The organism is Arenimonas sp. (genome assembly GCF_022842045.1).
GTDB lineage: Bacteria > Pseudomonadota > Gammaproteobacteria > Xanthomonadales > Xanthomonadaceae > Arenimonas.
The window spans coordinates 1-20718 of the sequence record NZ_JALHQI010000036.1; the positions used below are offsets into that span (position 1 = coordinate 1).

The 20718-nt window shown below is 71.5% G+C and carries 19 protein-coding genes and 1 pseudogene; 7 read left to right on the forward strand and 13 right to left on the reverse strand.

Going from position 1 to position 20718, the window contains the following annotated elements; genetic code table 11:
* Positions 1-68 precede the first annotated feature (68 nt).
* Complete coding sequence (gene hutI / locus Q0C12_RS09025; protein ID WP_290889204.1) at positions 69-1307, forward strand: imidazolonepropionase; 1239 nt, start codon at positions 69-71, stop codon at positions 1305-1307.
* 62 nt (positions 1308-1369) lie between these two features.
* On the opposite strand, the gene Q0C12_RS09030 is transcribed toward hutI, so the two are convergent.
* Together Q0C12_RS09030 and Q0C12_RS09035 are read right to left on the reverse strand one after the other, a co-directional pair.
* Entirely contained in the window at positions 1370-1561 is a 192-nt protein-coding gene (locus Q0C12_RS09030; RefSeq protein ID WP_290889207.1) for a 30S ribosomal protein THX, read from the reverse strand.
* An 80-nt stretch (positions 1562-1641) separates the two neighbouring features.
* Complete coding sequence (locus Q0C12_RS09035) at positions 1642-2052, reverse strand: MerC domain-containing protein (protein ID WP_290889210.1); 411 nt, start codon at positions 2050-2052, stop codon at positions 1642-1644.
* 77 nt (positions 2053-2129) lie between these two features.
* Here Q0C12_RS09035 and Q0C12_RS09040 point away from each other — a divergent pair, with 77 nt between their 5' ends.
* A complete protein-coding gene (locus Q0C12_RS09040) occupies positions 2130-4202 on the forward strand; it encodes a TonB-dependent receptor (protein ID WP_290889213.1) in 2073 nt (690 codons plus the stop codon).
* 18 nt (positions 4203-4220) lie between these two features.
* Here Q0C12_RS09040 and Q0C12_RS09045 read toward each other — a convergent pair whose 3' ends face one another.
* From Q0C12_RS09045 to gltX, 3 genes are all read right to left on the reverse strand, one after another.
* On the reverse strand, positions 4221-5507 hold the full coding sequence (locus tag Q0C12_RS09045) for a succinylglutamate desuccinylase/aspartoacylase family protein (protein ID WP_290889216.1): 1287 nt from the start codon (positions 5505-5507) through the stop codon (positions 4221-4223).
* On the reverse strand, positions 5483-5971 hold the full coding sequence (locus Q0C12_RS09050; protein WP_290889219.1) for a transcriptional repressor: 489 nt from the start codon (positions 5969-5971) through the stop codon (positions 5483-5485). Before Q0C12_RS09050 ends, Q0C12_RS09045 begins: the two co-directional genes overlap by 25 nt.
* A 64-nt stretch (positions 5972-6035) precedes the next feature.
* Entirely contained in the window at positions 6036-7436 is a 1401-nt protein-coding gene (gene gltX, locus Q0C12_RS09055) for a glutamate--tRNA ligase (RefSeq protein ID WP_290889222.1), read from the reverse strand.
* A 119-nt stretch (positions 7437-7555) separates the two neighbouring features.
* Between gltX and Q0C12_RS09060 the strand changes: the two genes are divergently transcribed.
* Complete coding sequence (locus Q0C12_RS09060) at positions 7556-8233, forward strand: peptidylprolyl isomerase (protein WP_290889225.1); 678 nt, start codon at positions 7556-7558, stop codon at positions 8231-8233.
* Positions 8230-8958: a UDP-2,3-diacylglucosamine diphosphatase gene (lpxH, locus tag Q0C12_RS09065; protein WP_290889228.1), complete on the forward strand. Its 729-nt coding sequence runs from the start codon at positions 8230-8232 to the stop codon at positions 8956-8958. The genes Q0C12_RS09060 and lpxH overlap by 4 nt, the downstream gene beginning before the upstream one ends.
* A gap of 2 nt (positions 8959-8960) precedes the next feature.
* Here the strand turns inward: lpxH and Q0C12_RS09070 are convergent, their stop codons facing one another.
* The 6 genes from Q0C12_RS09070 to folC all read right to left on the reverse strand — a co-directional run bounded on the left by Q0C12_RS09070 (position 8961) and on the right by folC (position 15077).
* Entirely contained in the window at positions 8961-9656 is a 696-nt protein-coding gene (locus Q0C12_RS09070; RefSeq protein ID WP_290889231.1) for a hypothetical protein, read from the reverse strand.
* A complete protein-coding gene (locus Q0C12_RS09075) occupies positions 9653-10426 on the reverse strand; it encodes a ferritin-like domain-containing protein (RefSeq protein ID WP_290889268.1) in 774 nt (257 codons plus the stop codon). The genes Q0C12_RS09070 and Q0C12_RS09075 overlap by 4 nt, the downstream gene beginning before the upstream one ends.
* A 273-nt stretch (positions 10427-10699) precedes the next feature.
* On the reverse strand, positions 10700-12169 hold the full coding sequence (gene purF / locus Q0C12_RS09080) for an amidophosphoribosyltransferase (protein ID WP_290889234.1): 1470 nt from the start codon (positions 12167-12169) through the stop codon (positions 10700-10702).
* Between the two features lie 3 nt (positions 12170-12172).
* Positions 12173-12739, reverse strand: a complete 567-nt coding sequence (locus Q0C12_RS09085; protein WP_290889237.1) for a CvpA family protein — start codon at positions 12737-12739, stop codon at positions 12173-12175.
* A 19-nt stretch (positions 12740-12758) separates the two neighbouring features.
* Positions 12759-13766, reverse strand: a complete 1008-nt coding sequence (locus Q0C12_RS09090; protein ID WP_290889240.1) for an SPOR domain-containing protein — start codon at positions 13764-13766, stop codon at positions 12759-12761.
* 60 nt (positions 13767-13826) lie between these two features.
* Positions 13827-15077, reverse strand: a complete 1251-nt coding sequence (gene folC, locus Q0C12_RS09095; protein ID WP_290889243.1) for a bifunctional tetrahydrofolate synthase/dihydrofolate synthase — start codon at positions 15075-15077, stop codon at positions 13827-13829.
* A 79-nt stretch (positions 15078-15156) separates the two neighbouring features.
* Between folC and Q0C12_RS09100 the strand changes: the two genes are divergently transcribed.
* On the forward strand, positions 15157-15324 hold the full coding sequence (locus Q0C12_RS09100; protein ID WP_290889245.1) for a hypothetical protein: 168 nt from the start codon (positions 15157-15159) through the stop codon (positions 15322-15324).
* A gap of 17 nt (positions 15325-15341) precedes the next feature.
* Here Q0C12_RS09100 and Q0C12_RS09105 read toward each other — a convergent pair whose 3' ends face one another.
* Positions 15342-15992, reverse strand: coding sequence for a histidine phosphatase family protein (locus tag Q0C12_RS09105; protein WP_290889248.1), 651 nt, complete (start codon positions 15990-15992; stop codon positions 15342-15344).
* Complete coding sequence (gene serA, locus Q0C12_RS09110; RefSeq protein WP_290889250.1) at positions 15992-17554, reverse strand: phosphoglycerate dehydrogenase; 1563 nt, start codon at positions 17552-17554, stop codon at positions 15992-15994. The genes Q0C12_RS09105 and serA overlap by 1 nt, the downstream gene beginning before the upstream one ends.
* Before the next feature lie 432 nt (positions 17555-17986).
* On the opposite strand from serA, the gene Q0C12_RS09115 reads away from it, so the two are divergent.
* A complete protein-coding gene (locus Q0C12_RS09115; RefSeq protein WP_290889253.1) occupies positions 17987-20089 on the forward strand; it encodes a M13-type metalloendopeptidase in 2103 nt (700 codons plus the stop codon).
* A 204-nt stretch (positions 20090-20293) separates the two neighbouring features.
* Positions 20294-20718 (forward strand): annotated as a pseudogene (locus Q0C12_RS09120) (peptidase); the annotation flags it as partial.

Consider the following 20718-nt stretch of genomic DNA (forward strand, 5'->3'; position numbering starts at 1 on the left):
CACAGCGACGAGATCGCGCGCGAGTACGGCTTCGTGCCCGAGCTGCTGCGCCATGAGGGCGCCATCCGATGATCGGCCGCCTCGCCCCGCCCTGGGACAAGCTGCTGGTCGACGCGCGGCTGGTGACGCTGCGCGACGACCTTGGCGCGTGGGGCGCGATCGAGGACGGCGCGCTGGCCTGGAAGCACGGCCTGCTCGCCTACGCCGGCCCGCGCGCCGACCTGCCCGGCGAACCCGCCGCGCTGGCCGCCCGCATCGAATCCGCCGGGAACCGCTGGATCACGCCGGGCATGGTCGACTGCCACACCCATCTGGTGTTCGCCGGCGACCGCGCGCCGGAGTTCGAGCGCCGGCTGCAGGGCGCCAGCTACGAGCAGATCGCGCGCGAGGGCGGCGGCATCGTCTCCACCGTGCGCGCCACCCGCGCCGCTTCGCGCGAACAGCTGCTGGCCGCCGCCCTGCCCCGCGCCCGCGCGCTGCGCGCCGACGGCGTGACCACGCTCGAGATCAAGTCGGGCTACGGCCTCGACTTCGACAACGAACGGAAAATGCTGCAGGTGGCGCGCGACGTAGGCGACGCGCTCGGACTCACGGTCCGCACGACATGTCTCGCCGCGCACGCGCTGCCGCCCGAGTTCGCCGGTCGCGCCGACGACTACATCACCGAAGTCTGCGCGTGGCTTCCGCGCCTGCACGCCGAAGGCCTGGTCGACGCCGTCGACGCCTTCTGCGAAGGCATCGGCTTCAGCCCGGCGCAGACGCGGCGCGTATTCGAGGCCGCACGCGCGCTCGGCCTGCCGGTAAAGCTGCACGCCGACCAGCTCAGCGACCTCGGCGGCGCGGCGCTGGCCGCGGAGTTCGGCGGCCTCTCTGCCGACCACATCGAATACACCGGCGAAGACGCCGTGCGCGCCATGGCCACCGCCGGCACCGTCGCCGTGCTGCTGCCCGGCGCCTTCCACGTGCTGCGCGAAACCAAGCTGCCGCCCATCAACGCGCTGCGCGAACACGCCGTGCCCATGGCCGTCGCCACCGACCTCAACCCCGGCACCTCGCCGCTGCAGTCGCTGCGCCTGGCGATGAGCCTGGCCTGCACCCACTTCCGCCTCACGCCCGAGGAAGCCCTGCGCGGCGCCACCGTGAACGCCGCGCTCGCGCTCGGCCTGCACGACTGCGGCCGCCTGCTGCCGGGGCAACGCGCCGACTTCGTGCAGTGGAACATCCAGCATCCGGCCGAACTGGCCTACTGGCTCGGCGGCGATCTGGTGCACGCCGTCCACATCGCCGGCCGCCGCGTGGGCAACTGAGTCCGGAAACGACGAAGCCCCGCGGTGCGGGGCTTCGTGCGGTACAGCCGGTGCGCGGCGAATTACTTCGCGGCGGCGGCCTTCTTGGCCGGGGCCTTCTTGGCCGGGGCCTTGGTGGCGGCGGCCTTGGCCGGGGCCTTCACCGTGGCCGCGGTCTTGCCGGCGGTCGGCTTCTTGGTGGTCTGCGGTCGCGCGTTGCCGTGGCTGCCGGTGAAACGCTTGCCCTTGGCGGTCTTCTTGTCGCCCCTACCCATGGTGATTCCTTGAAAGTGGTGTCCGGTGAGGCGCGTAGCCTATCACCGCGCGCCTTCCCCACCAAGGTGGGGCGCCGGCCTCAGTGGGTGTGGCCGTAGGACAGGCGCAGGTTGACCAGGTGCGCCAGCGCGATCAGCACGCCGCCGACGGTCATCGCCGCCGCGTGCGGCAGCACCGAAGCGTGCAGCGGCGGGTAGAGCAGCGAACCCCAGATCAGGGCCAGGCCCGGCGCCACCAGCAGCCAGGCGTGGTAGGCGCGATGGTTGCGGTAGCCCAGCACCAGGCTGGTGATGGCCAGCACCGTGGCCAGCACGCTGAAGCCGATCTCCGCGCCGTGCCAGGCCACCAGGCCCAGCCCCAGCGTGGGGATCAGCGCCAGCGCGATCGGGATCAGCGCGCAGTGCAGGGCGCAGATGAACGCGCCGATCGCGCCCAGGCGGTCGGCCCAGGGCGGCAGCTGCAGCTTGCGGCGTTTGACGATCGCGACCATGACGTTGGGGGGTCTTGCGCTTAAGGTGGAACAATATAACATTGCGCCCCGACCTCCCGCAACCGGACCCATTGCCCATGCCCCGCCACGCTCCGCTGACCGCCGCCATCCTGCTCGCCCTGCCCCTGTTCGCCCAGGCCGACGAGCGTGCCGACCGCCACGAGCACGACGATGCCCGCGTGCTCGATGCCGTCGAAGTCACCGCCTCGCCGCTGCGCAACGCCATCGACGACCTCTCCCGCCCCGTGGACGTGCTGCGCGGCGAGGAGCTCGACGCCCGCAAGGCCGGCAACCTCGGCGAAACCCTGGAGCGCCAGACCGGCGTGCAGTCGTCCTTCTTCGGCGCCGGCGTCGGCCGCCCGATCATCCGCGGCCAGGACGGCGCCCGGGTGCAGGTGCTCAGCAGCGGCACCGGCTCGCTCGACGTCTCCACCGTCAGCGTCGACCACGCGGTCACCATCGAGCCCTTCCTGGCCGAGCAGATCGAAGTGCTCAAGGGCCCGGCCACCCTGCTCTACGGCAGCGGCGCCATCGGCGGCGCGGTGAACGTGGTGGACGGCCGCGTGCCGACCCGCCGCGTCGGCCGCGACGTCGCCGGCCGCGCCGAGGTCCGCCACGGCAGCGCCGCCGACGAGAACACCGCGATGTTCCGCCTCGACGCCGACGCCGGCCCGTGGACCTTCCACGCCGACGGCTTCCGTCGCGAGGCGAATGATGTGCGCATCCCCGGCTTTGCCTACTCGCCGGAACTGGTGGCCGAGGAAATCGAGGAAGGCGAGTCGCCCGAGGAACTGGCCCAGGGCCGCCTGCCCAACAGCTCGCTCTCGACCCTGGGCGGCGCGGTCGGCGCCACCTGGTTCGGCGTGCGCAGCTGGCTCGGCGCCGCGGTCAGCACCTACCGCACCGACTACGGCATCCCGCCGGGCGCCCACGCCCACCACGAGGAAGGCGAGGACCATGGCGACGAGGAGGAGGAAGGCGAAGAGGTCGTCCGCCTCGACATGTTGCAGGACCGCATCGACGTGCGCGGCGGCATCCGCGGCCTCGGCCCGCTGCAGGAGCTGAACTACCGCGTCACCCGCAGCCAGTACGAGCACACCGAGTTCGAGGGCGAGGAAGTGGGCACGGTGTTCGAGAACCGCGGTACCGAGGCGCGCCTCGAGGCCGTGCAGAACGAAATCAACGGCTGGCGTGGCGCCTTCGGCCTGCAGTACGGCGACCGCGATTTCTCCGCGATCGGCGACGAGGCTTTCGTGCCGCCGTCGGTGAGTCGCGACCTGGGCTTCTTCGTAGTGCAGGAGCGCGACTTCGGCGACGTGAAGCTCGAGCTTGGCGCGCGCCACGACCGCGTCAGCATCGACCCGGCCGGCGACCTGCCCACCGTGGACCAGAACGCCACCAGCCTCGCCGTCGGCGCGCTCTGGCGCTTCAGTGAGAACATGCACCTGAGCGCCAACCTCGACCGCGCCCAGCGGGCGCCGTCGGCCGAAGAGCTGTTCTCGGACGGACCGCACATCGCCACCCAGAGCTACGAGATCGGCGACGCCGGCCTCGACACCGAGACCGCGCTCAGCGGCGAGCTGGGCCTGCACCTGCACGCCGGTCGCTTCGAGGGCAAGGTCTCGGTCTACCAGACCCGCTTCGACGACTTCATCTATCTCGCCGACACCGATCTCGAGCTCGATGAGCTGCCGGTGCGCACCTGGGTGCAGGGCGACGCCACCTTCACCGGTTGGGAAGCCGAGGGCCAGGTGGACCTGGTCGAGAACTCGACCGGCCTGTGGACGCTGCGCGTGTTTGCCGACGCGGTCGACGCCGAGCTTGACGGCGGTGGCAACCTGCCGCGCATCGCGCCGTCGCGCGTCGGCGCCGACCTGTCGTGGACCCGCGGCAACTGGCGCGCGCGCGTCGGCGCCATCCGCGTCGCCGACCAGGACGACGTGGCCGCGCTGGAATCGGCGACCGAGGGCTACACGCTGTTCGACGCCGGCGTGGCCTACCACTGGGATGTCGGCGGCGCCGGCTGGGAAGCTTTCCTGGAAGGCCGCAACCTCTCCGACGAAGACGCGCGCGCGCACACCTCCTTCCTGAAGGACGTCGCGCCGCTGGCGGGTCGCAACATCGCGGTCGGCCTGCGCGTCGACTTCTGACGTCGCGGGCGGCGGGGACTACTCGTAGTCCTCGCCGTCCTCGACGTCCACGGCCTCGGGCCGGTCCTCGGGATCCTCGGCCACGGCTTCGGCCGGCGTCGGGCCAGGCGCGGCCGCTTCCTGCACCGCCTGCTGTTCGCTGGTCTCGGTGCCGAGGTGGAAGGCGGCATAGCCCGGCAGCACGGCCTGGTTCTGCGCCATGCCGATCACGCGGCCGGGCACCGGCGCCAGGATGTAGCGCTCGACGTTGCTGACCGGGTCGATCACCTTGCCCAGCCGCTGCCCGGCCAGCACGCGCTGCCCCAGCGACACGTCGCTGATCAGCAGGCCGCCGGAGTTGGCGCGCACCCAGCGCGAGTCCAGGAAGATCGGCGCCGGCTCGGGCGCCTCGGGCGCCAACACGGGCGTTTCGCCGGGCAGCGGCAGGCCGGCATTGGGGTCTTCGCGCATGCCCAGCTTGATCATCAGCCGGTCGATGGCGGCCACCGCCTGCGCGATCTCGGCCGGCTCGAGCCGGGTCGGCGCGCCGGCCTCGAAGGTGACCGCGGGGATGCCGACCTTGGTGGCGGCGACGCGCAGCATGCCGCGGTTGCCCGGGCTGTGCAGCACCACGGTGGCGCCAAAGCCCCGGGTGAACTCGAGTACGTCGGGGTTGGTCAGGTCGGCGCGCACCTGCGGCAGGTTGCTGCGGTCGAACGAGCCGGTGTGGAAATCCACCAGCACGTCGCAGTGCCGCACGATGTCCTGGAAGAAAGCGTTGGCAATGCGCGAGGCGATCGAACCGCTGCGGCTGCCCGGGAAATGCCGGTTCAGGTCGCGCCGGTCCGGCAGGTAGCGGCTGCCGCGCGAATAGCCGAACACGTTCACGATCGGCACGCCGATCACGGTGCCCGACAGCCGGGTCGGATCGACGCCGTGCGACAGGCGCCGGACGATCTCGACGCCGTTGATCTCGTCACCGTGGATGCCGGCCACCAGGCACAGCACCGGGCCGGCCTTGGCGCCGCGCGCGACGATCACAGGGCTGGGAATCTCGGCATTGCTGATGCCGCCCCCCGGGCGCCACTCGAGCTGCAGGCGCGTGCCGGGCACCACCAGGCGATCCAGCAGGGCCAGCGGCGTGACCAGCTCCGGCGCGGGCGCCAGCAGCTCGGGCAGCGCGATGCCGGCGGGCGGCACCGGGCCCTTGCCTGGCTCGGCGCCCGGCGGGTCGATCGGATAGTCCTGCGCGTGGGCACCCGCCGCGGCCAGGGCCACGGCGGTCGCCAACAGGGTGCGGGTCAGGCCGCGGAGCAGTGGGCGCACAGGCCGTGTACCTCGAGGGTCTGGGCGCGGGGCGAGAAGCCCATGGCCTTGGCCTGCGCGTCGAGCAGGCGGGTGATGCGCTCGTCCTCGAGCTCGATCGCCGAGTGGCAGCCATCGCAGATGAGGAAAGGCACCGAATGGCGCTCGTGCGGGTGGTGGCAGCCGACGAAGGCATTCATCGAGGCCAGGCGGTGGATGAAACCCTGCTCAAGCAGGAAATCCAGCGCCCGGTACACGGTGGGCGGCGCGCTGGAGCCGTTGAGCGCCTTCATCGAATCGAGCAGGTCGTAGGCCTTCACCGGCCGGCCGGCCTCGGCGATCAGGCCCAGCACCTGGGCGCGCAGCGGCGTCAGGCGGACGCCGCGCTCCTCGCAGGCCTGCTCGACCGCGTGCAGGTAGCCGCCGGCATCGTGCACGTGATGCTCGGGGTTGGTGCAGTCGTGCTCGCGGGCGGTCTTGGGCATGGCGCTAGGGTGGCCCCTGCCCGGCGCGAAATCAATTCGCGGCGGGTGAAGGCGCGGTCGCGGTTCAGGCGGGAAGACGAGCCAGTGCGGCGTCGATGCGGGCCAGCGCCTCGGCCTGCCCGGCCAGGAACACCGTGTGGTCGATCGACGGACTCACCTGCGTGCCGGTGATGGCGACGCGCAGCGGCTGGGCGATCTTGCCCAGGCCGATGCCGAGCGTCGCGGCGGTGGCTTCAAGCGCGCCGTGCACGGCGGCCGCGGACCACTCGGTAAGCTTGGCGAGCTCCGCGCGCACCGTTTCCAGCGGCGCCTTCGCGGCCGCCACCAGGTGCTTGGCCACGGCGGCCTCGTCGTACTGCGTCAGCGGCTGGTACCAGACCTGGGCGCGCTCGGCCATTTCCTTGAGCGTCTGCACGCGGTCGCGCAGGGCCACCACCACGTCGGCGGCCTTCGGACCCTTCGACAGGTCGTAGCCGTGGGCCAGCAGCTGCGGTTCGAAATGCTTCGCGACGTCCGCCGGATCGTCGGTCTTGAGGTAGTGCTGGTTGAGCCAGCCCAGCTTGGCCGGGTCCAGGCGCGAAGCCTTCTGGTTCACGTCCTCGATGGCGAACAGCTGCCTGAGCTCGCCGCGGCTGAAGATCTCCTGGTCGCCGTGCGACCAGCCCAGGCGCGCCAGGTAGTTCACCAGCGCGTGCGGCAGGTAGCCCTCTTCCTTGTACGACATCACGTTGGCGGCGCCCGAACGCTTGGACAGCTTGGCGCCCTCGGGGTCGAGGATCATCGGCATGTGCGCGAAGTGCGGCACGGTCGCGCCCAGCGCCTTGTAGATGTTGATCTGGCGCGGGGTGTTGTTGACGTGGTCGTCGCCGCGGATGACGTCGGTGATGCCCATGTCCAGGTCGTCCACCACCACGGCGAAGTTGTAGGTCGGGTAGCCGTCGGAGCGGAAGATGACCAGGTCGTCGAGCTCGTCGTTGCTCCACTCGATGCGGCCCTTGATCTTGTCCTCGAACACCACGGTGCCGCCGATCGGGTTCTTGAAGCGGATCACCCGGTTCGGGTCGTCGCAGTAAGGCGCGTTGCGGTCGCGGTAATGGCCGTTGTAGCGGGGCTTGAGGTTGGCGGCCATCGCGGCCTCGCGCATGGCCTCGAGCTCTTCCTTGGTTTCGTAGGCGTAGTAGGCGGTGCCGGCGGCGACCATCTGCTCGGCCACCTCGCGGTAGCGGTCCAGGCGCGCGGTCTGGAAGATGGGGCCCTCGTCGTACTCCAGGCCCAGCCAGTCCATCGCCTCCAGGATCGCGTCGATGGCGGCCTGGGTGCTGCGCTCGCGGTCGGTGTCCTCCACGCGCAGGATGAACTGGCCACCGCGCCGGCGCGCCTCCAGGTAGCAGTACAGCGCCGTGCGGGCGCCGCCGATGTGCAGGAAACCGGTCGGGCTGGGGGCGAAGCGGGTACGGCAGGTCATCGGGCCGGGCTCGGGATCAAAGGGCCCGCCATTTTACGCCATTTCCCCACCCTCCCCCGCCCCTGCCTCCACCCCTGTGGGAGGGGTACCATGGCGGCGGGTTTTGAACTGGTGTGCCGATGCCTTTCCGCTTTGCCCTGACCTTGCTTCTGGCGCTGGTGGCCTGCATCGCGCAGGCGAGTCCCGCTCTCCCCACGCCGGAGTTCGCGCCGGCACCGCCGCCCGTGCGGGTGCTGCTGGTGACGACGCTGGGCGAGATCACGCTGGAGCTCGACGCGGCCGCGGCACCGAAGACGGTCGAGAACTTCCTCGCCTACGCCCGCGACGGCCACTACAACGGCACCGTGTTCCATCGCGTCATCCCGGGCCTGTTGGTGCAGGCCGGCGCCTTCACCCCGGACTTGCAGCAAAAGCCCAGCCGGGCGCCGGTGGCGCACGAGGGCGGCAACGGGCTGTCCAACCGCCGGGGCACGGTGGCGGCGGCGCGCGATCGCGGCGTGCTCGATTCGGCCACCGCCCAGTTCTTCTTCAACCTGGCCGACAACCCGAAGCTGGACCAGACCGCGCCGGGCGATCCCTACACCGCCGGCTACGCGGTGTTCGGACGGGTGCTGCAGGGGCTGGAAGTGATCGACCGGATCGCGGCGGTGCCAACCGGGGCCGACGGCCCGTTCCCGGCCTGGGTGCCCGTGGTGCCGGTGGTGATCGAACGCGTTCAGGTGCTCGACCCGCCGCCTGCCGGCCCGGCGCCCGCCGACGACGCCGCGCCGGTCGAAGGGGACGCCGCGACGCCATGACCGTGCTCTTCGTTTCCGACCTGCACCTGGATGTGGCGCGCCCGGGCATCACCCGGCTGTTCCTGGATTTCCTGGCCGGCGAAGCGCGCTCGGCCGAGGCGCTTTACGTGCTCGGCGACCTGTTCGAGGCCTGGGTGGGCGACGATGATCCGGGAGAACCCGGGGCCTCGGTCTGCGCGGCGCTGAAGGCGGTCGCCGACAGCGGCGTGCCGGTGTTCCTGATGCGCGGCAACCGCGACTTCCTCTACGGCCAGCGAATGGCGGAACGCTGCGGCGCCACGCTGCTGCCCGACCCCTGCGTGGTGGACCTGCACGGCGTGCCCACGCTGCTGATGCACGGCGACCTGCTGTGCACGGACGACACCGCCTACCAGGCCTTCCGCAGCCAGGTGCGCGACCCGGCCTGGCAGGCGAATTTCCTGGCCCAGCCGCTGGCCGCTCGCCAGGCGTTCGCGGCCCAGGCACGCGCCGCCAGCCAGCAGCACCAGAAGGGCGTGTCGGAAGCGATCATGGACGTCGCGCCCGCCGCGGTGGCCGACCTGATGGCGCGCCACGGCGTGACGCGACTGATTCACGGCCACACGCACCGGCCGGCCATGCATTCGCTGGAGGTCGCCGGCCGTCGCGCCCAGCGCATCGTGCTGGGCGACTGGTACGACCAGGGCAGCGTGCTGCGCCTTGATGGCGACGGTCTGCGCCTTGACGCCCTGGTCCCGACCGACTGAGCTCAGTCGCGCAGGTGCCGCGCCGGCTGGAAGCCGCCGACCTCGAATTCGAACACCGGCACCAGCGCGCCCGAGGACGGCAGCTCGATGCGCACGCGCGTGGCCTCGGTCATTGCAGCGAGGAAGCGGTCGCGATCAACGATGAACAGCGCCGGCCCGGTGCCGGTGTCGGCCGGATCGCCCTCGAAGGACAGCGTTTCGCCGTCGTCGAGGCGGATCTTCAGCCGGCACGGCGGCCCGCACTTCAGGGTCTTCTGGGTCAGCACCAGGTAGGCGCTCTCGCCCCAGGCCGGATGCCGGCGCAGCACGAGCTGGGCGTCGGGAATGGCCAGGGCGCGGCCGGTCTCGGGATCGACCGCGACGCGGCTGTAGATCGTGGCGCTGTGCTGGATGCCGCCTTCCACCGGGTTCGCCTGGTAGTCCCAGAGCTGGATCAGGCGGCGGCGCTCACGCATCGCCTCGGCCTCGACCCGCACCTGTTCCAGCGTCTCGCGCATCTTCGCCGCGGCCTGGGTTTCACCGTGGCGCTGGCGCAGCTCGTCGCCGCGCGCCTCCGCGATCTCGAAATCACCGTCGGCGCGCGCGGCCTCGTAGGCGGCCAGCAGCTCGGCGCCCTTGGCCTCGTCGTAGGCCGGGTCGGTTTCCTGCGGCTGGCAGGCGGCCAGCAGCAGCAAGGCGGGCAGCAGCAATCGTTTCATCGCGCGGGCTCCATCGCTTCCAGTTCGCTCATTTCGTAGTCGTCGAAACCGGCGGCATGGCGCGCCGGGCGGTTGAAGGGCCCGCGCAGCGAGCCGCGCGCGGCCTCCCGCACGAGCCGGATGAACTCTCGCCCCGGCGGCAGGCCCTCGCGTTCGCAGCACCAGTGGAACCAGCGGGTGCCGGCGGCGACATGCGCCACTTCCTCGCGCAGGATCACTTCGAGCACCTCGGCCGAAGCCTCGTCGCCGTTGAGCCTCAGCCGCGTGATCATGCCCGGCGTCACGTCCAGCCCGCGCGCCTCGAGCACGCGCGGCACCAGCGCCATCCTCCGCAGGCAGCTGTCGGCGGTGGCCACCGCCATTTCCCACAGCCCGTTGTGCGCGGGATGGTCGCCGTAGGCGGCACCCAGCGCGGTGAGCCGCGCGGACAGCATGGCGAAGTGGCGCGCCTCGTCGTCGGCCACCGCCACCCAGTCGGCATAGAACCCGCGCGGCATCCCGCGGAAGCGGTACACCGCGTCCCAGGCCAGGTTCACCGCATTTAATTCGATATGCGCCACCGCGTGCAGGAACGCCGCGCGCCCCGCCACGCTGCCCAGCCCGCGCTGCGGCACCTCCCGCGGCGACACCAGCACCGGCCGCTCCGGCCGCCCGGGCACCGCGATAAGCTCCGCGGCCGGCGCCGCATCCGGCACGGCCAGGGCACCCGCCCGGAACGCCGCAGCCACCGCATGCGTCATCCGCAGCTTCTCCCCCGGCTCCCGCGCCATCAGGCAGGCCAGGGCGGCTTCGTGCAGTGATGGCGTGGTTGTGGTGTTCGGCACGGGAATGGGTCCAATGTTTGAACGCGGATCAGGGCGGATGGACGCGGATAAACGCGGATAGAGCGAAGCCAGTTTGGGCCGCGGCGACTGTTGTCAGACCGCGGAGCGACGACAGCAATCCTGGCCTTGAACCACCAAAAGAATTTTCCTTATCCGCTTTTATCCGCGTCCATCCGCCCTGATCCGCGTTAGATCACGCCAAGCCCCGAAAGCGCGCGATCAGCCGGCGCGGCGCTTGCGCTTGGCGTCGTCGGAGCGGAGTTGCTGGATGCGCTCGAAATAGCCCGGCTCGATCCCGGTCACGTACTCGCCGCTGAAGCAGGAGCTATCGAAGGGGCGGCCCGGGAACTTCGGTCCGGCCACCGCGGCCTCGAGGTCGGCCAGGTCCTGGTAGATCAGCCAGTCGCAGCCCAGCAGCTTCTCGATCTCGGCCTCGGTGCGGCCGTGGGCGACCAGCTCGTCCGCCGAAGGCATGTCGATGCCGTAGATGTTCGGATGCCGCACCGGCGGCGCCGCCGAGGCGAGGTAGACCTTCTTGGCGCCGGCGTCGCGCGCCATCTGCACGATCTGCTGGCTGGTGGTGCCGCGCACGATCGAGTCGTCCACCAGCAGCACCACCCGGTCCTTGAACTCCAGAGGGATCGGGTTGAGCTTGCGGCGCACCGACTTAACGCGCTCGCCCTGCCCCGGCATGATGAAGGTGCGGCCGACGTAGCGGTTCTTGATGAAGCCCTCGCGGTACTTCACGCCCAGCACGTTGGCGATCTCCAGCGCGGCGTCGCGCGAGGTGTCGGGGATCGGGATCACCGTGTCGATGCCGTGGTCGGGCCGCAGGCGCAGGATCTTCTGGCCCAGCGTCACGCCCATGCGCATGCGCGCCTTGTGCACCGAGATGTTCTCGATCATGGAATCGGGGCGCGCGAAGTACACGTACTCGAAGATGCAGGGCGCGTGCGGCCGCGGCGCGGCGCAGACCTCGGCGTGAAGCTCGCCGCGGAAGTTGATCACCACCGCCTCGCCCGGCTGCACGTCGCGCTCGCGCACGAAGCCCAGGATGTCGAGCGCCACCGACTCCGACGCCACCGCGTACTCGGTGCCGTTCGGTCCCACGCGCTTGCCCAGCACCAGCGGACGGATGCCATGCGGGTCGCGGAAGGCGACCAGGCCCAGGCCCAGCACCATGCTCACCACCGCGTAGCCGCCGGTGCAGCGGCGGTGCACGCCGGCCACCGCGGCCACCGCGGCCTGCGGCGTCAGCGCGCCCTGCTGGGCCAGCTCGTGCGCGAAGACGTTCAGCAGCACTTCGGAGTCGGACTCGGTGTTGACGTTGCGCTTGTCCTCCTCGAACACCAGCCGGCGCAGCGCATCGGTGTTGATGAGGTTGCCGTTGTGGGCCAGCGCGATGCCGTACGGCGAGTTCACGTAGAACGGCTGCGCCTCGTCGGAACCTTCCGAGCCCGCGGTCGGATAGCGGCAATGGCCGATGCCGACGCGACCGGTGAGCAGCGCCATCGCGCGCTCGTCGAAGACTTCCTTCACCAGGCCGTTGCCCTTGTGCAAGTGCACGCGGTTGCCGTCCATGGTGGCGATGCCGGCCGCGTCCTGCCCGCGGTGCTGCAGCACCGTCAGGCCGTCGTACAGGGCGGCCGCCACGTCGGTGGCGCCGGCGATTCCGATGATGCCGCACATGGTTCAGTTCTCCGGAACAGGGGGGTCGGCCGTTTCATGCGGCACGACCAGGTCGATCAATTCGGACGACGCCGCGGACGGCGGCGCGAAGCGCAATTCTTCGGCGGCGCTGGCCGGCAGGAAGCCCTGCATCCACTCCGCGCCCAGCTGCACGCCGGGCATCAGCTTCGAAGCCTGCCACCAGGGCTCGGACGGCAGCGTGGTGAAGCCCATCAACAGCACCGCCACGCAGGCCAGCACCAAGCCGCGAAGAAGGCCGAAGCCCACGCCCAGCACGCGGTCGGTGGCCGAGAGCCCGGTGTTGGCGATGAACTTGCCCAGGGCCCAGGTGACCAGGCCGCCGAGCAGCAGCACGCCCACGAAGACGCCGGCATAGCCGAGGAACAGGCGCGCCGACGGCTCTTCGACGCCCGTGAACCACGCCGCGACGTCAGCGCCAAAACCAATCGAGAGCCAGAACGCGGCGATCCACACGGTCAGCGACAGCACTTCGACCACGAAGCCACGCCACAGGCCGACGCCCATCGACACCAGCAGCACCACCAGCAGCGCGTAGTCGGCCCAGTTCATCGGCGGCGCGGGTTCACGATCACGGGTGCGGCACGACGATCGCGTCGGGCAGGCCGAGCTGGCTGCGTACGGCGTCGCGCAGGCGGTCGGCGGCGGCGCGGTCGGCCTCGGGGCCCACGCGCACGCGCCAGACGGCGCCGCGATCGGTGTTCACCCGCTGGTGGAAGGCGATGAAGCCGGCGGCGCGGGCGCGGTCGCGAAGCGCGTTGGCGTCGGCCTCCGAGCTCAGCGCACCGAGCTGCACCGCGAAGCCCACGGTCGCCGCGGTGCTGGCGCGCGCGGGGGCCGGCGCGGGAGACGACGACGCGGCGTCGAGCGCCACCACCGCCGCGGAACCGCCGGTGACCGATTCCACCCGCAGGCGCGCAGCCTCGGCGGCGGTGCGGTCGCCATACGGGCCTACGCGCAGGCGCATCGCCGGCTTGCCGCCGACGTCCACAGATTCGCTGGTCAGCGGCAGGCCGCGCGAGCGCAGCTTGTCGGCCAGGCTGCGGGCGTTGGCGAGATTGGAGAAGCTGCCGACGTTGACCACGTAGCGGCCACCCGCAGTGCTGGCGGGCAGCGCGGGTTCGACCGGCGCGGGCGCGACGACCGGCGCAGGCTCGGACGTCGCGGTAACGGGTGCGGGCGTCGGCGCAGCGGCCGCGGGCGCAGGCGCCGGCTCGGGCAGGCCGGTGGCGGCGTCCACCGCCATCGCAGGCGCATCCTCGGGCTCGGGCTCGACGTCGGTGCGCGCAGGCGGCAGCCCGGTCTGGTCGACCGTGGCCACCGCGTTCGGGTCATCGGTAGCCGGCGGACGGGTGTCCATGCCGAGCACGCCGCCGTCCGGGGCCTCCGGCGCCGGCAGGGTCAGCGGAACTTCGCGGGTCTCGAAGGCCTGGTCGGGCGCGGCCGGCATGTCCAGCGGCACGCGCGCGGCGTCGGGTTCGGTGGTGTCGGGGCCCTTGAGCAGCATGGGCAGGAAGATCATCGCCAGCGCCACCAGCACGGCGGCGCCGATCAGGCGCTGTTTCAGGGCTGAATCCATCGGGGCGCGGTCCGGCCGGGGAGTGGCGCGAATTATAGCCGGGTTGCCGACCGCTCCGGCTCAGCGCGAAGCCAGCGCTTCAGCGACGGTGTGGAATGAGCCGAACACCAGCACGCGCCCGTCCGGCCCGGCGGACCCGGCCGCCGCCGCCAGCGCCGCAGCCAGGCTGGCGTGCGGCTCGATCACCGCCTCCGGCAGGGCCGCCCGCACGCGCCGGGCCAGCTCGGCCACCGGCAGTCCGCGCGGCCCGGCGTCGGTGATCGGGCCCAGGTGCCAGGCCTGCACGTGCGGCGCGACCGGCTCGACGATGCCGGCGATGTCCTTGTCGGCCAGCGCGCTGAACACCGCGACCGTCGGCCGCGGGTTCGCCGCCAGCCATTCGGCCAGCTGGCGCGCGCCCTGCGGGTTGTGGGCCACGTCCAGCACCCGCTCGGGCGCGCCGGGCAGCCGCTGCAGGCGGCCGGGCACGCGTGCATCACGCACGCCCGCGCGCAGCGCTTCGTCGGGAACCGGCAGGTCGAGCGCACGCAGTGCCGCGATCGCGGCCGCGGCATTGCCGCGCTGCGCCGGCGCTTCCAGACCGGGGTGGGGCAGCAGGATCTCGTAGCCCGGCTCGCGCCAGCGCCAGCCCTCGGCGCCGAGCTCATCGACCAGGTAATCCGAATGCCCGCGGATCGCGAACGCGCCGATCGCATAGGCCCGGCGCAGCACCGACGACGGCGGGTCCTTCTCGGCCAGCACGCAGGGCTTGCCGGCGCGCAGGATGCCGGCCTTCTCGGCGCCGATGCTTTCGCGATCCGGACCCAGGTAGTCCTGGTGGTCCAGGTCGACGGTGGTGATGATCGCGACGTCCGCGTCGATGATGTTCACCGCGTCCAGCCGCCCGCCCAGGCCGACTTCGAGGATCGCGAGGTCCAGGCCGGCGTCGGCGAACAGCAGCAGCGCGGCCAGCGTGCCGAACTCGAAATAGGTCAGCGGGATCTCGCCGCGCGCGGCCTCGATGCGCTCGAAGGCAGCGACCAGCGCAGCGTCGTCGGCGTCGGCGCCGTCGATCCGGACACGCTCGTTGTAGCGAAGCAGGTGCGGCGAGGTGAACGCGCCCACCCGAAGCCCGGCCGCCCGCGCCATCGCCTCGAGGAAGGCGACGGTGGAGCCCTTGCCATTGGTGCCGCCGACGACCGCGACCTGGCGGCCTGGCCGGCCCGGCGCCAGCCGCCGGAAGACCTCGCCCACGCGCTCAAGGCCCAGGGCCACGTCGCGGGGATGGACCTGCTGCTGGTACGCCAGCCACTGCTCGAGGGTTCGCTTCATGGCGACATTATCCGCCGCGCGCGGGCCGCCGGCGCATCCCAGCGGTTAGACTGGGCGCCTCCCCGCACCGAGTTCGCCCATGGCCAAGCCCAATTACTCGTTCGAAAAGCGCCAGCGCGAGCTCGCCAAGGCCAAGAAAAAGGCCGAAAAGGAAGCCGAGAAGGCCGCCCGCAAGCGCGCCGGCCAGCCCGAGGCGCCCGAGGGCGACGAACCACCGGCGGACGCCGACTCCGGCGCCGCCGACTGACCCCGTGGATCCGGGCGCTAGAGCGCCCGGTGCACCGCTTCGCCGAACAGGCCGGTGTGGTGGTTGCAGTCGTTCAACCGCACCACGTCCAGCGACGTCGCCGAGTCACCCTCGAGCAGGTTCAGCGTGGTCGGCGCCTGCCGGAAGCTCCACATCCGCGACAGCGGCAGGCCCAGGATGCGGCACAGGATCACGCGGTTCACCGCGTCGTGGGCCACCACCAGCAGCGTGTCGTCGGCGCACAGCCCTTCGCAGGCGCGCTGGAGCGCGGGCCAGGCGCGGTCAAGCACCTCCACGATCGACTCGCCGCCCGGGCCCGGCATCTGCACCGTTTCCGGCGCATCACGCCAGGCCTTCAGCCGCACCGGGTCCTTCGCGCGGATCTCGGCGGCCAGCAGGCCTTCCCAATCCCCGTGCCCGATTTCCTGCAGGCCGGGATCGAAGGTGAGCGACGCGGCGCGCGCCTCGCCCAGCGCCAGTTCGGCGGTGCGGCGCGCGCGCGACAGCGGTGACGCCACCGCGCGGGTGATGTCCACGCCGGCGAGGCGCTGGCCGAGCTTGCGGGCCTGGTCCTCGCCGACCGGCGACAGCGCGATGTCGCGCTGGCCCTGGTAGCGGCCTTCGGCATTCCACGGCGTTTCCCCGTGGCGGGCAAGCAGGACCTTCATCAGACCTGCTCCATCGCCAGGATGCCCGGGATGCCGCGCAGCGAGGCCAGCTGCGGCGCCGGCACCTCGCGGTCCACCGTGATCGCGGCGATGGCGCCGCCGTCGCCGGTGGCGCCGAGCGAGAAGTTGACGATGTTCACGCCGGCCGCGCCCAGGTGCGAGCCGACCAGGCCGATCACGCCTGGCTTGTCCTCGTTGCGCATCAGCAGGATGTGCGCCAGCGGGTCGAAGTCGAGTTCGACGCCGTCCAGGCGCACGACGCGCGGGCCGCGGTGCAGGGTGGCCTCGATTTCGCGCACGGTGCCGCCGGCCTCGACGCGGATACGCAGCAGGCGGTCGAAGCCGTCGCCGTCACCGCCGAGCGTCTCGGCCACTTCGAGGCCGCGCGCGGCGGCTTCATGCAGCGCGTTCACCGGCGTGACGCGGCCCGAGGCCGGACCCAGCAGCGCCGCCACCAGCAGGCGCGTCAGCGGCCGGGTGTCCAGGCCTTCGGTGCGGCCGGCATAGGTGACCTGCAGGCGCGTCGGCGCCGGCACCAGCCGCGCGGCCAGCTTGCCCAGCGCGGTCATCAGCGGCATCCACGGGCCCACTTCGCGCGCGGTTTCCGGCGTCAGCGGCGGCAGGTTGACGCAGCCGGCGACCGCGCCGGTGGCGACGAAGTCGATGATCTGCCGCGCCAGGATGGTGCTCACCGCCTGCTGCGCCTCGCCGGTGCTGGCGCCGAGGTGCGGGGTGAGGATGAGCTTGGCGTTGCCGCGCAGCGCCGAGTCCTTCGGCAGCGGCTCGGTGACGAAGGTGTCGAGCGCGGCGCCCGCGAGGTGGCCTTCCTCGAGCAGGCGCAGCAGCGCGTCTTCATCCACGAGGCCGCCGCGCGCGGCGTTGACCAGGAAGGCGCCCTTCTTCATCGCGCGCAGGCGCGCCTCGTCGAGCAGGTTGGTGGTGTCCTTGGTGCGCGGGATGTGCAGGGTGATCACGTCCGCCCAGGCCAGCAGGTCGTCCAGCGCCATCAGCGGCACGCTGCCCTTGCCCGCCGCCGAGGCCGGCAGGAAGGGATCGTGCGCGGCCACTTCCATGCCGATGCCCTGCGCCTTGCGCGCCACGGTGGCGCCGATGCGGCCCAGGCCGATCACGCCCAGCTTCTTGCCCTCGAGCTCGAAGCCGGTGAGGCCGGCCTTGGGCCACTCGCCGGCCTTCATGCCGGCATCGGCGCGCGGCACGTGCCGGGCCAGCGCGAACAGCAGCGACAGCGCGTGCTCTGCGGCCGCAAGCGTGTTGCCATCGGGCGCATTCATCACGGCGATGCCGCGCGCGGTGGCGGCGTCCACGTCGATGGTGTCGACGCCGGCACCGGCGCGGCCGATCACCCGCAGCTTGCCGGCCTTCGCCAGCGCCTCGGCCGGGACCTGGGTGGCCGAGCGCACCAGCACGGCGTCAAACCCGTCCAGGCGGTCCGCCAGGACCTTGGGGTCCTTGATCGGATCGGAAACCTCGACCGTCCAGCCCGCCTGCTTGAACAGGGCCAGACCGTCTTCATGGATGCCATCACAGGCCAGAACGCGCATTGCCATCTCCTCGGGATCAACAGCGGTGGGAGCCCGCCGCCCCGCCCCGTTGCCGGGACGCGGCGACGCGCCCGGATTCAGGCCAGGGACTCGCCGCCGGCCGCGCGGGCGACCGGGGTGATGAGCAGGAATTCCACCGTCTGCCGGCGCACGGACGTGCGGGCAAGGAGCATCGACGCCCGGGGGCGATCGGATGGCGCGATTGCGCTGTGACCTTCAGAAAGCCGATGCAGGACGGGGCCACCGGCGTGACTGCGGGTCTGGAGACGGGGCTTCATGAGCATGGGAGTCCAGGACCAACGCCCCCAAGGTACGCAATCGGGCCGGGGCTGGCAATCGCCCCGCGGGCCCGGGCCATGACCTCTGGCCTACACCATGCTCACCCCGGATGCCCTAGGCTTCGCCGTCCGTTGCCCAAACCCCGGGGATTCCATGAACCTGCGCCAGATCAAGCCACTCGCCCTCGCCTTCTCCATCACCGTCGCCCTGGCCGCCTGCCAGAAGGCCGAGACGCCGGCCGCCGAGCCCGTCGCCGAGGCCCCGAAGCTCACCGTCGACCTGTCCCAGGTCGCCCAGCAGCCGATCGCGCTGCGCGCCGACGACATCAGCCCCGAGATCCAGGCCTGCCAGGACTTCAACGGCCACGTGAACGCCAAGTGGCTCGCCGCCAACCCGGTGCCGGCCGACCGCACGACCTGGGGCGCCTTCCCGGCGCTGGGCGAGCGCTCGCTGCAGGTGCAGCACGAGATCGCCAAGGCCGCGGCCGCCGGTGACTTCCCGGAAGGCAGCATGGAGCGCAAGGTCGGCGACTTCTTCAAGGCCGGCATGGACGAGGCCGCGATCGAGGCGGCCGGCATCACCCCGATCCAGCCCGAGCTCGACCGCATCGACGCCATCGCCGCCAACACCGACATCCCCGCCTACCTGGGCGCGGCCTACGCGGAAGGCAACGGCATGCTGTTCGGCTTCTACGCGATGGCCGACTACAACGACTCCACCACCAACATCGCCTACGCCACCCAGGGCGGCCTGTCGCTGCCCGAGAAGGCCTACTACCTGGAAGACCGCGAGGACTACAAGGCGATCCGCGCCGCGTTCCTGGCCCACGTCGAGAAGCTGATGACCCTGGCCGGCGCCGACGCCGAGACCGCCAAGGCCCAGGCGCAGCAGGTGATGGACTTCGAAACCCGCATCGCCAAGGCCTCGCTGGGCCGCGTCGAGCTGCGCGACCCGGCCACCCGCTACAACCCGGTCAGCCTGGCCGACGCCAACGCCAGCACGCCGAACTTCGACTGGACCGCATTCTTCGGGGCGCTCGACGTCGAGGCGCCGGCCAGCTTCTCGCTGGCGATGCCGGGCTTCTTCAAGGAGTTCGACGCGATGCTGGCCGACGTGCCGGTGGAGCAGTGGAAGACCTGGCTGAAGTTCCGCGCCATCGACGGCGCCGCGCCCTACCTGAGCAGCGCCTTCGAGCAGGCCAACTTCGAGTTCTACCGCAAGACCCTCGCCGGCCAGCAGGAGATGCAGCCGCGCTGGAAGCGCGTGCTCGGCGCGCTCAACGGCAGCATGGGCGAAGGCTTCGGCCAGCTCTACGTCGCCCAGGCCTTCCCGCCGGAGTCCAAGGCCAAGATGGAGGCCCTGGTGCAGAACCTGATGGCCACGCTCAAGGTCCGCCTCGAGAACCTGGAGTGGATGAGCGAGGAGACCAAGGTCAAGGCGATCGAGAAGTGGTCCACCTTCACGCCGAAGGTCGGCTACCCGGACAAGTGGCGTGACTGGAGCGGCCTGCAGGTCGGCGGCGACAGCTACGCGCAGAACCTGATGCGCGCCTCGGCCTTCAACTACCGCTACAACCTGGACAAGATCGGCAAGCCGGTCGACCGCAGCGAGTGGGGCATGAGCCCGCAGACGGTGAACGCGTACTACCGCTCCACCGCCAACGAGATCGTGTTCCCGGCCGCGATCCTGCAGCCGCCGTTCTTCGACGTGAATGCCGATGATGCGCTCAACTACGGCGGCATCGGCGCGGTGATCGGCCACGAGATGCTGCACGGCTTCGACGACCAGGGCAGCAAGTTCGACGCGGCCGGCAACATGGCCAACTGGTGGACCGACGCCGACCGCGCCAACTTCAACGCGCGCACCGACAAGCTGGCCGAGCAGTACAGCGGCTACGAGGCGCTGCCGGGCATGTTCGTCAACGGCCGCCTGGGCCTGGGCGAGAACATCGCCGACCTCGGCGGCGTCACGGTCGCCTATGACGCGCTCAAGCGTGCGCAGGGCGAGGGCTTCGCCGACCCGATGGTCGACGGCTTCAGCCAGGACCAGCGCTTCTTCATGAACTGGGCCACGGTCTGGCGCATCGCGTTCACCGAGGCGCAGCTCAAGCAGCAGCTGACGGTCGGCCCGCACTCGCCGGGCATGTTCCGTGCGATCGGCGCGCCGTCCAACCTGCCGGCCTTCGCCGAAGCCTTCGGCTGCAAGGAAGGCGACAAGATGGTCCGCTCGGGCGAAGACCGCGTCGTCATCTGGTAATCCCCCGCACCCCGCTGCACCGAAAAGCCCGGCCCCGCGCCGGGCTTTTCGTTTCCCGCCCTGCCTCCGGCATGCGCTTTGCGCACGTGCAAGGGTGACGAGTGGCCTATGCCGGGGCGGGGGGAGGGGTCCAGAATCGCGGGGCTGTCCGCGACCGCGGCCGGCCCACTTTTCCTGATGGCCCGGACGGGCCTGGAGCTTCCCGTGAATCCTCGCAACCTCAAGCCCCTCGGCCTGGCCCTCGCGGTCGGCGTCGCCCTCGCCGCCTGCCAGAAGACCGAAGCCCCGGCCGACACCGCCGCCGCCCCGGTCGCCGCCGCGCCCGTGGTCGACCTGGCCACCCTCAAGACCCCCGCCGTCTCGCTGCAGGCCAGCGACGTGGACACCACCATCGCCGCCTGCCAGGACTTCGACGGCTTCGTGAACTCGAAGTGGCTGGCCGCCAACCCGGTGCCGTCCGACCGCACCACCTGGGGCCCGTTCGTGGTCCTGTCCGAGCGCTCGCTGGAGATCCAGCAGAAGCTGGTCGAGAACCTGGCCGCGCAGGAAGGCGCCACCGGCACCGCCAAGCTCATCGGCGACGTCTGGGCCACCGGCATGGACGAGGCCGCGGTGAATGCCGCCGGCAT

Coding starts and splice junctions, on each gene's coding strand:
- Q0C12_RS09050 (WP_290889219.1), bottom strand. CDS start 5,971: ATGCCCAAGACCGCCCGCGAGCACGACTGCACCAACCCCGAGCATCAC.
- folC (WP_290889243.1), bottom strand. CDS start 15,077: ATGAAGCGAACCCTCGAGCAGTGGCTGGCGTACCAGCAGCAGGTCCAT.
- Q0C12_RS09030 (WP_290889207.1), bottom strand. CDS start 1,561: ATGGGTAGGGGCGACAAGAAGACCGCCAAGGGCAAGCGTTTCACCGGC.
- gltX (WP_290889222.1), bottom strand. CDS start 7,436: ATGACCTGCCGTACCCGCTTCGCCCCCAGCCCGACCGGTTTCCTGCAC.
- Q0C12_RS09075 (WP_290889268.1), bottom strand. CDS start 10,426: ATGGCGCGGGAGCCGGGGGAGAAGCTGCGGATGACGCATGCGGTGGCT.
- Q0C12_RS09040 (WP_290889213.1), top strand. CDS start 2,130: ATGCCCCGCCACGCTCCGCTGACCGCCGCCATCCTGCTCGCCCTGCCC.
- Q0C12_RS09115 (WP_290889253.1), top strand. CDS start 17,987: ATGAACCTGCGCCAGATCAAGCCACTCGCCCTCGCCTTCTCCATCACC.
- Q0C12_RS09070 (WP_290889231.1), bottom strand. CDS start 9,656: ATGAAACGATTGCTGCTGCCCGCCTTGCTGCTGCTGGCCGCCTGCCAG.
- Q0C12_RS09060 (WP_290889225.1), top strand. CDS start 7,556: ATGCCTTTCCGCTTTGCCCTGACCTTGCTTCTGGCGCTGGTGGCCTGC.
- Q0C12_RS09090 (WP_290889240.1), bottom strand. CDS start 13,766: ATGGATTCAGCCCTGAAACAGCGCCTGATCGGCGCCGCCGTGCTGGTG.
- hutI (WP_290889204.1), top strand. CDS start 69: ATGATCGGCCGCCTCGCCCCGCCCTGGGACAAGCTGCTGGTCGACGCG.
- Q0C12_RS09035 (WP_290889210.1), bottom strand. CDS start 2,052: ATGGTCGCGATCGTCAAACGCCGCAAGCTGCAGCTGCCGCCCTGGGCC.
- Q0C12_RS09100 (WP_290889245.1), top strand. CDS start 15,157: ATGGCCAAGCCCAATTACTCGTTCGAAAAGCGCCAGCGCGAGCTCGCC.
- Q0C12_RS09105 (WP_290889248.1), bottom strand. CDS start 15,992: ATGAAGGTCCTGCTTGCCCGCCACGGGGAAACGCCGTGGAATGCCGAA.
- Q0C12_RS09085 (WP_290889237.1), bottom strand. CDS start 12,739: ATGAACTGGGCCGACTACGCGCTGCTGGTGGTGCTGCTGGTGTCGATG.
- serA (WP_290889250.1), bottom strand. CDS start 17,554: ATGCGCGTTCTGGCCTGTGATGGCATCCATGAAGACGGTCTGGCCCTG.
- purF (WP_290889234.1), bottom strand. CDS start 12,169: ATGTGCGGCATCATCGGAATCGCCGGCGCCACCGACGTGGCGGCCGCC.
- lpxH (WP_290889228.1), top strand. CDS start 8,230: ATGACCGTGCTCTTCGTTTCCGACCTGCACCTGGATGTGGCGCGCCCG.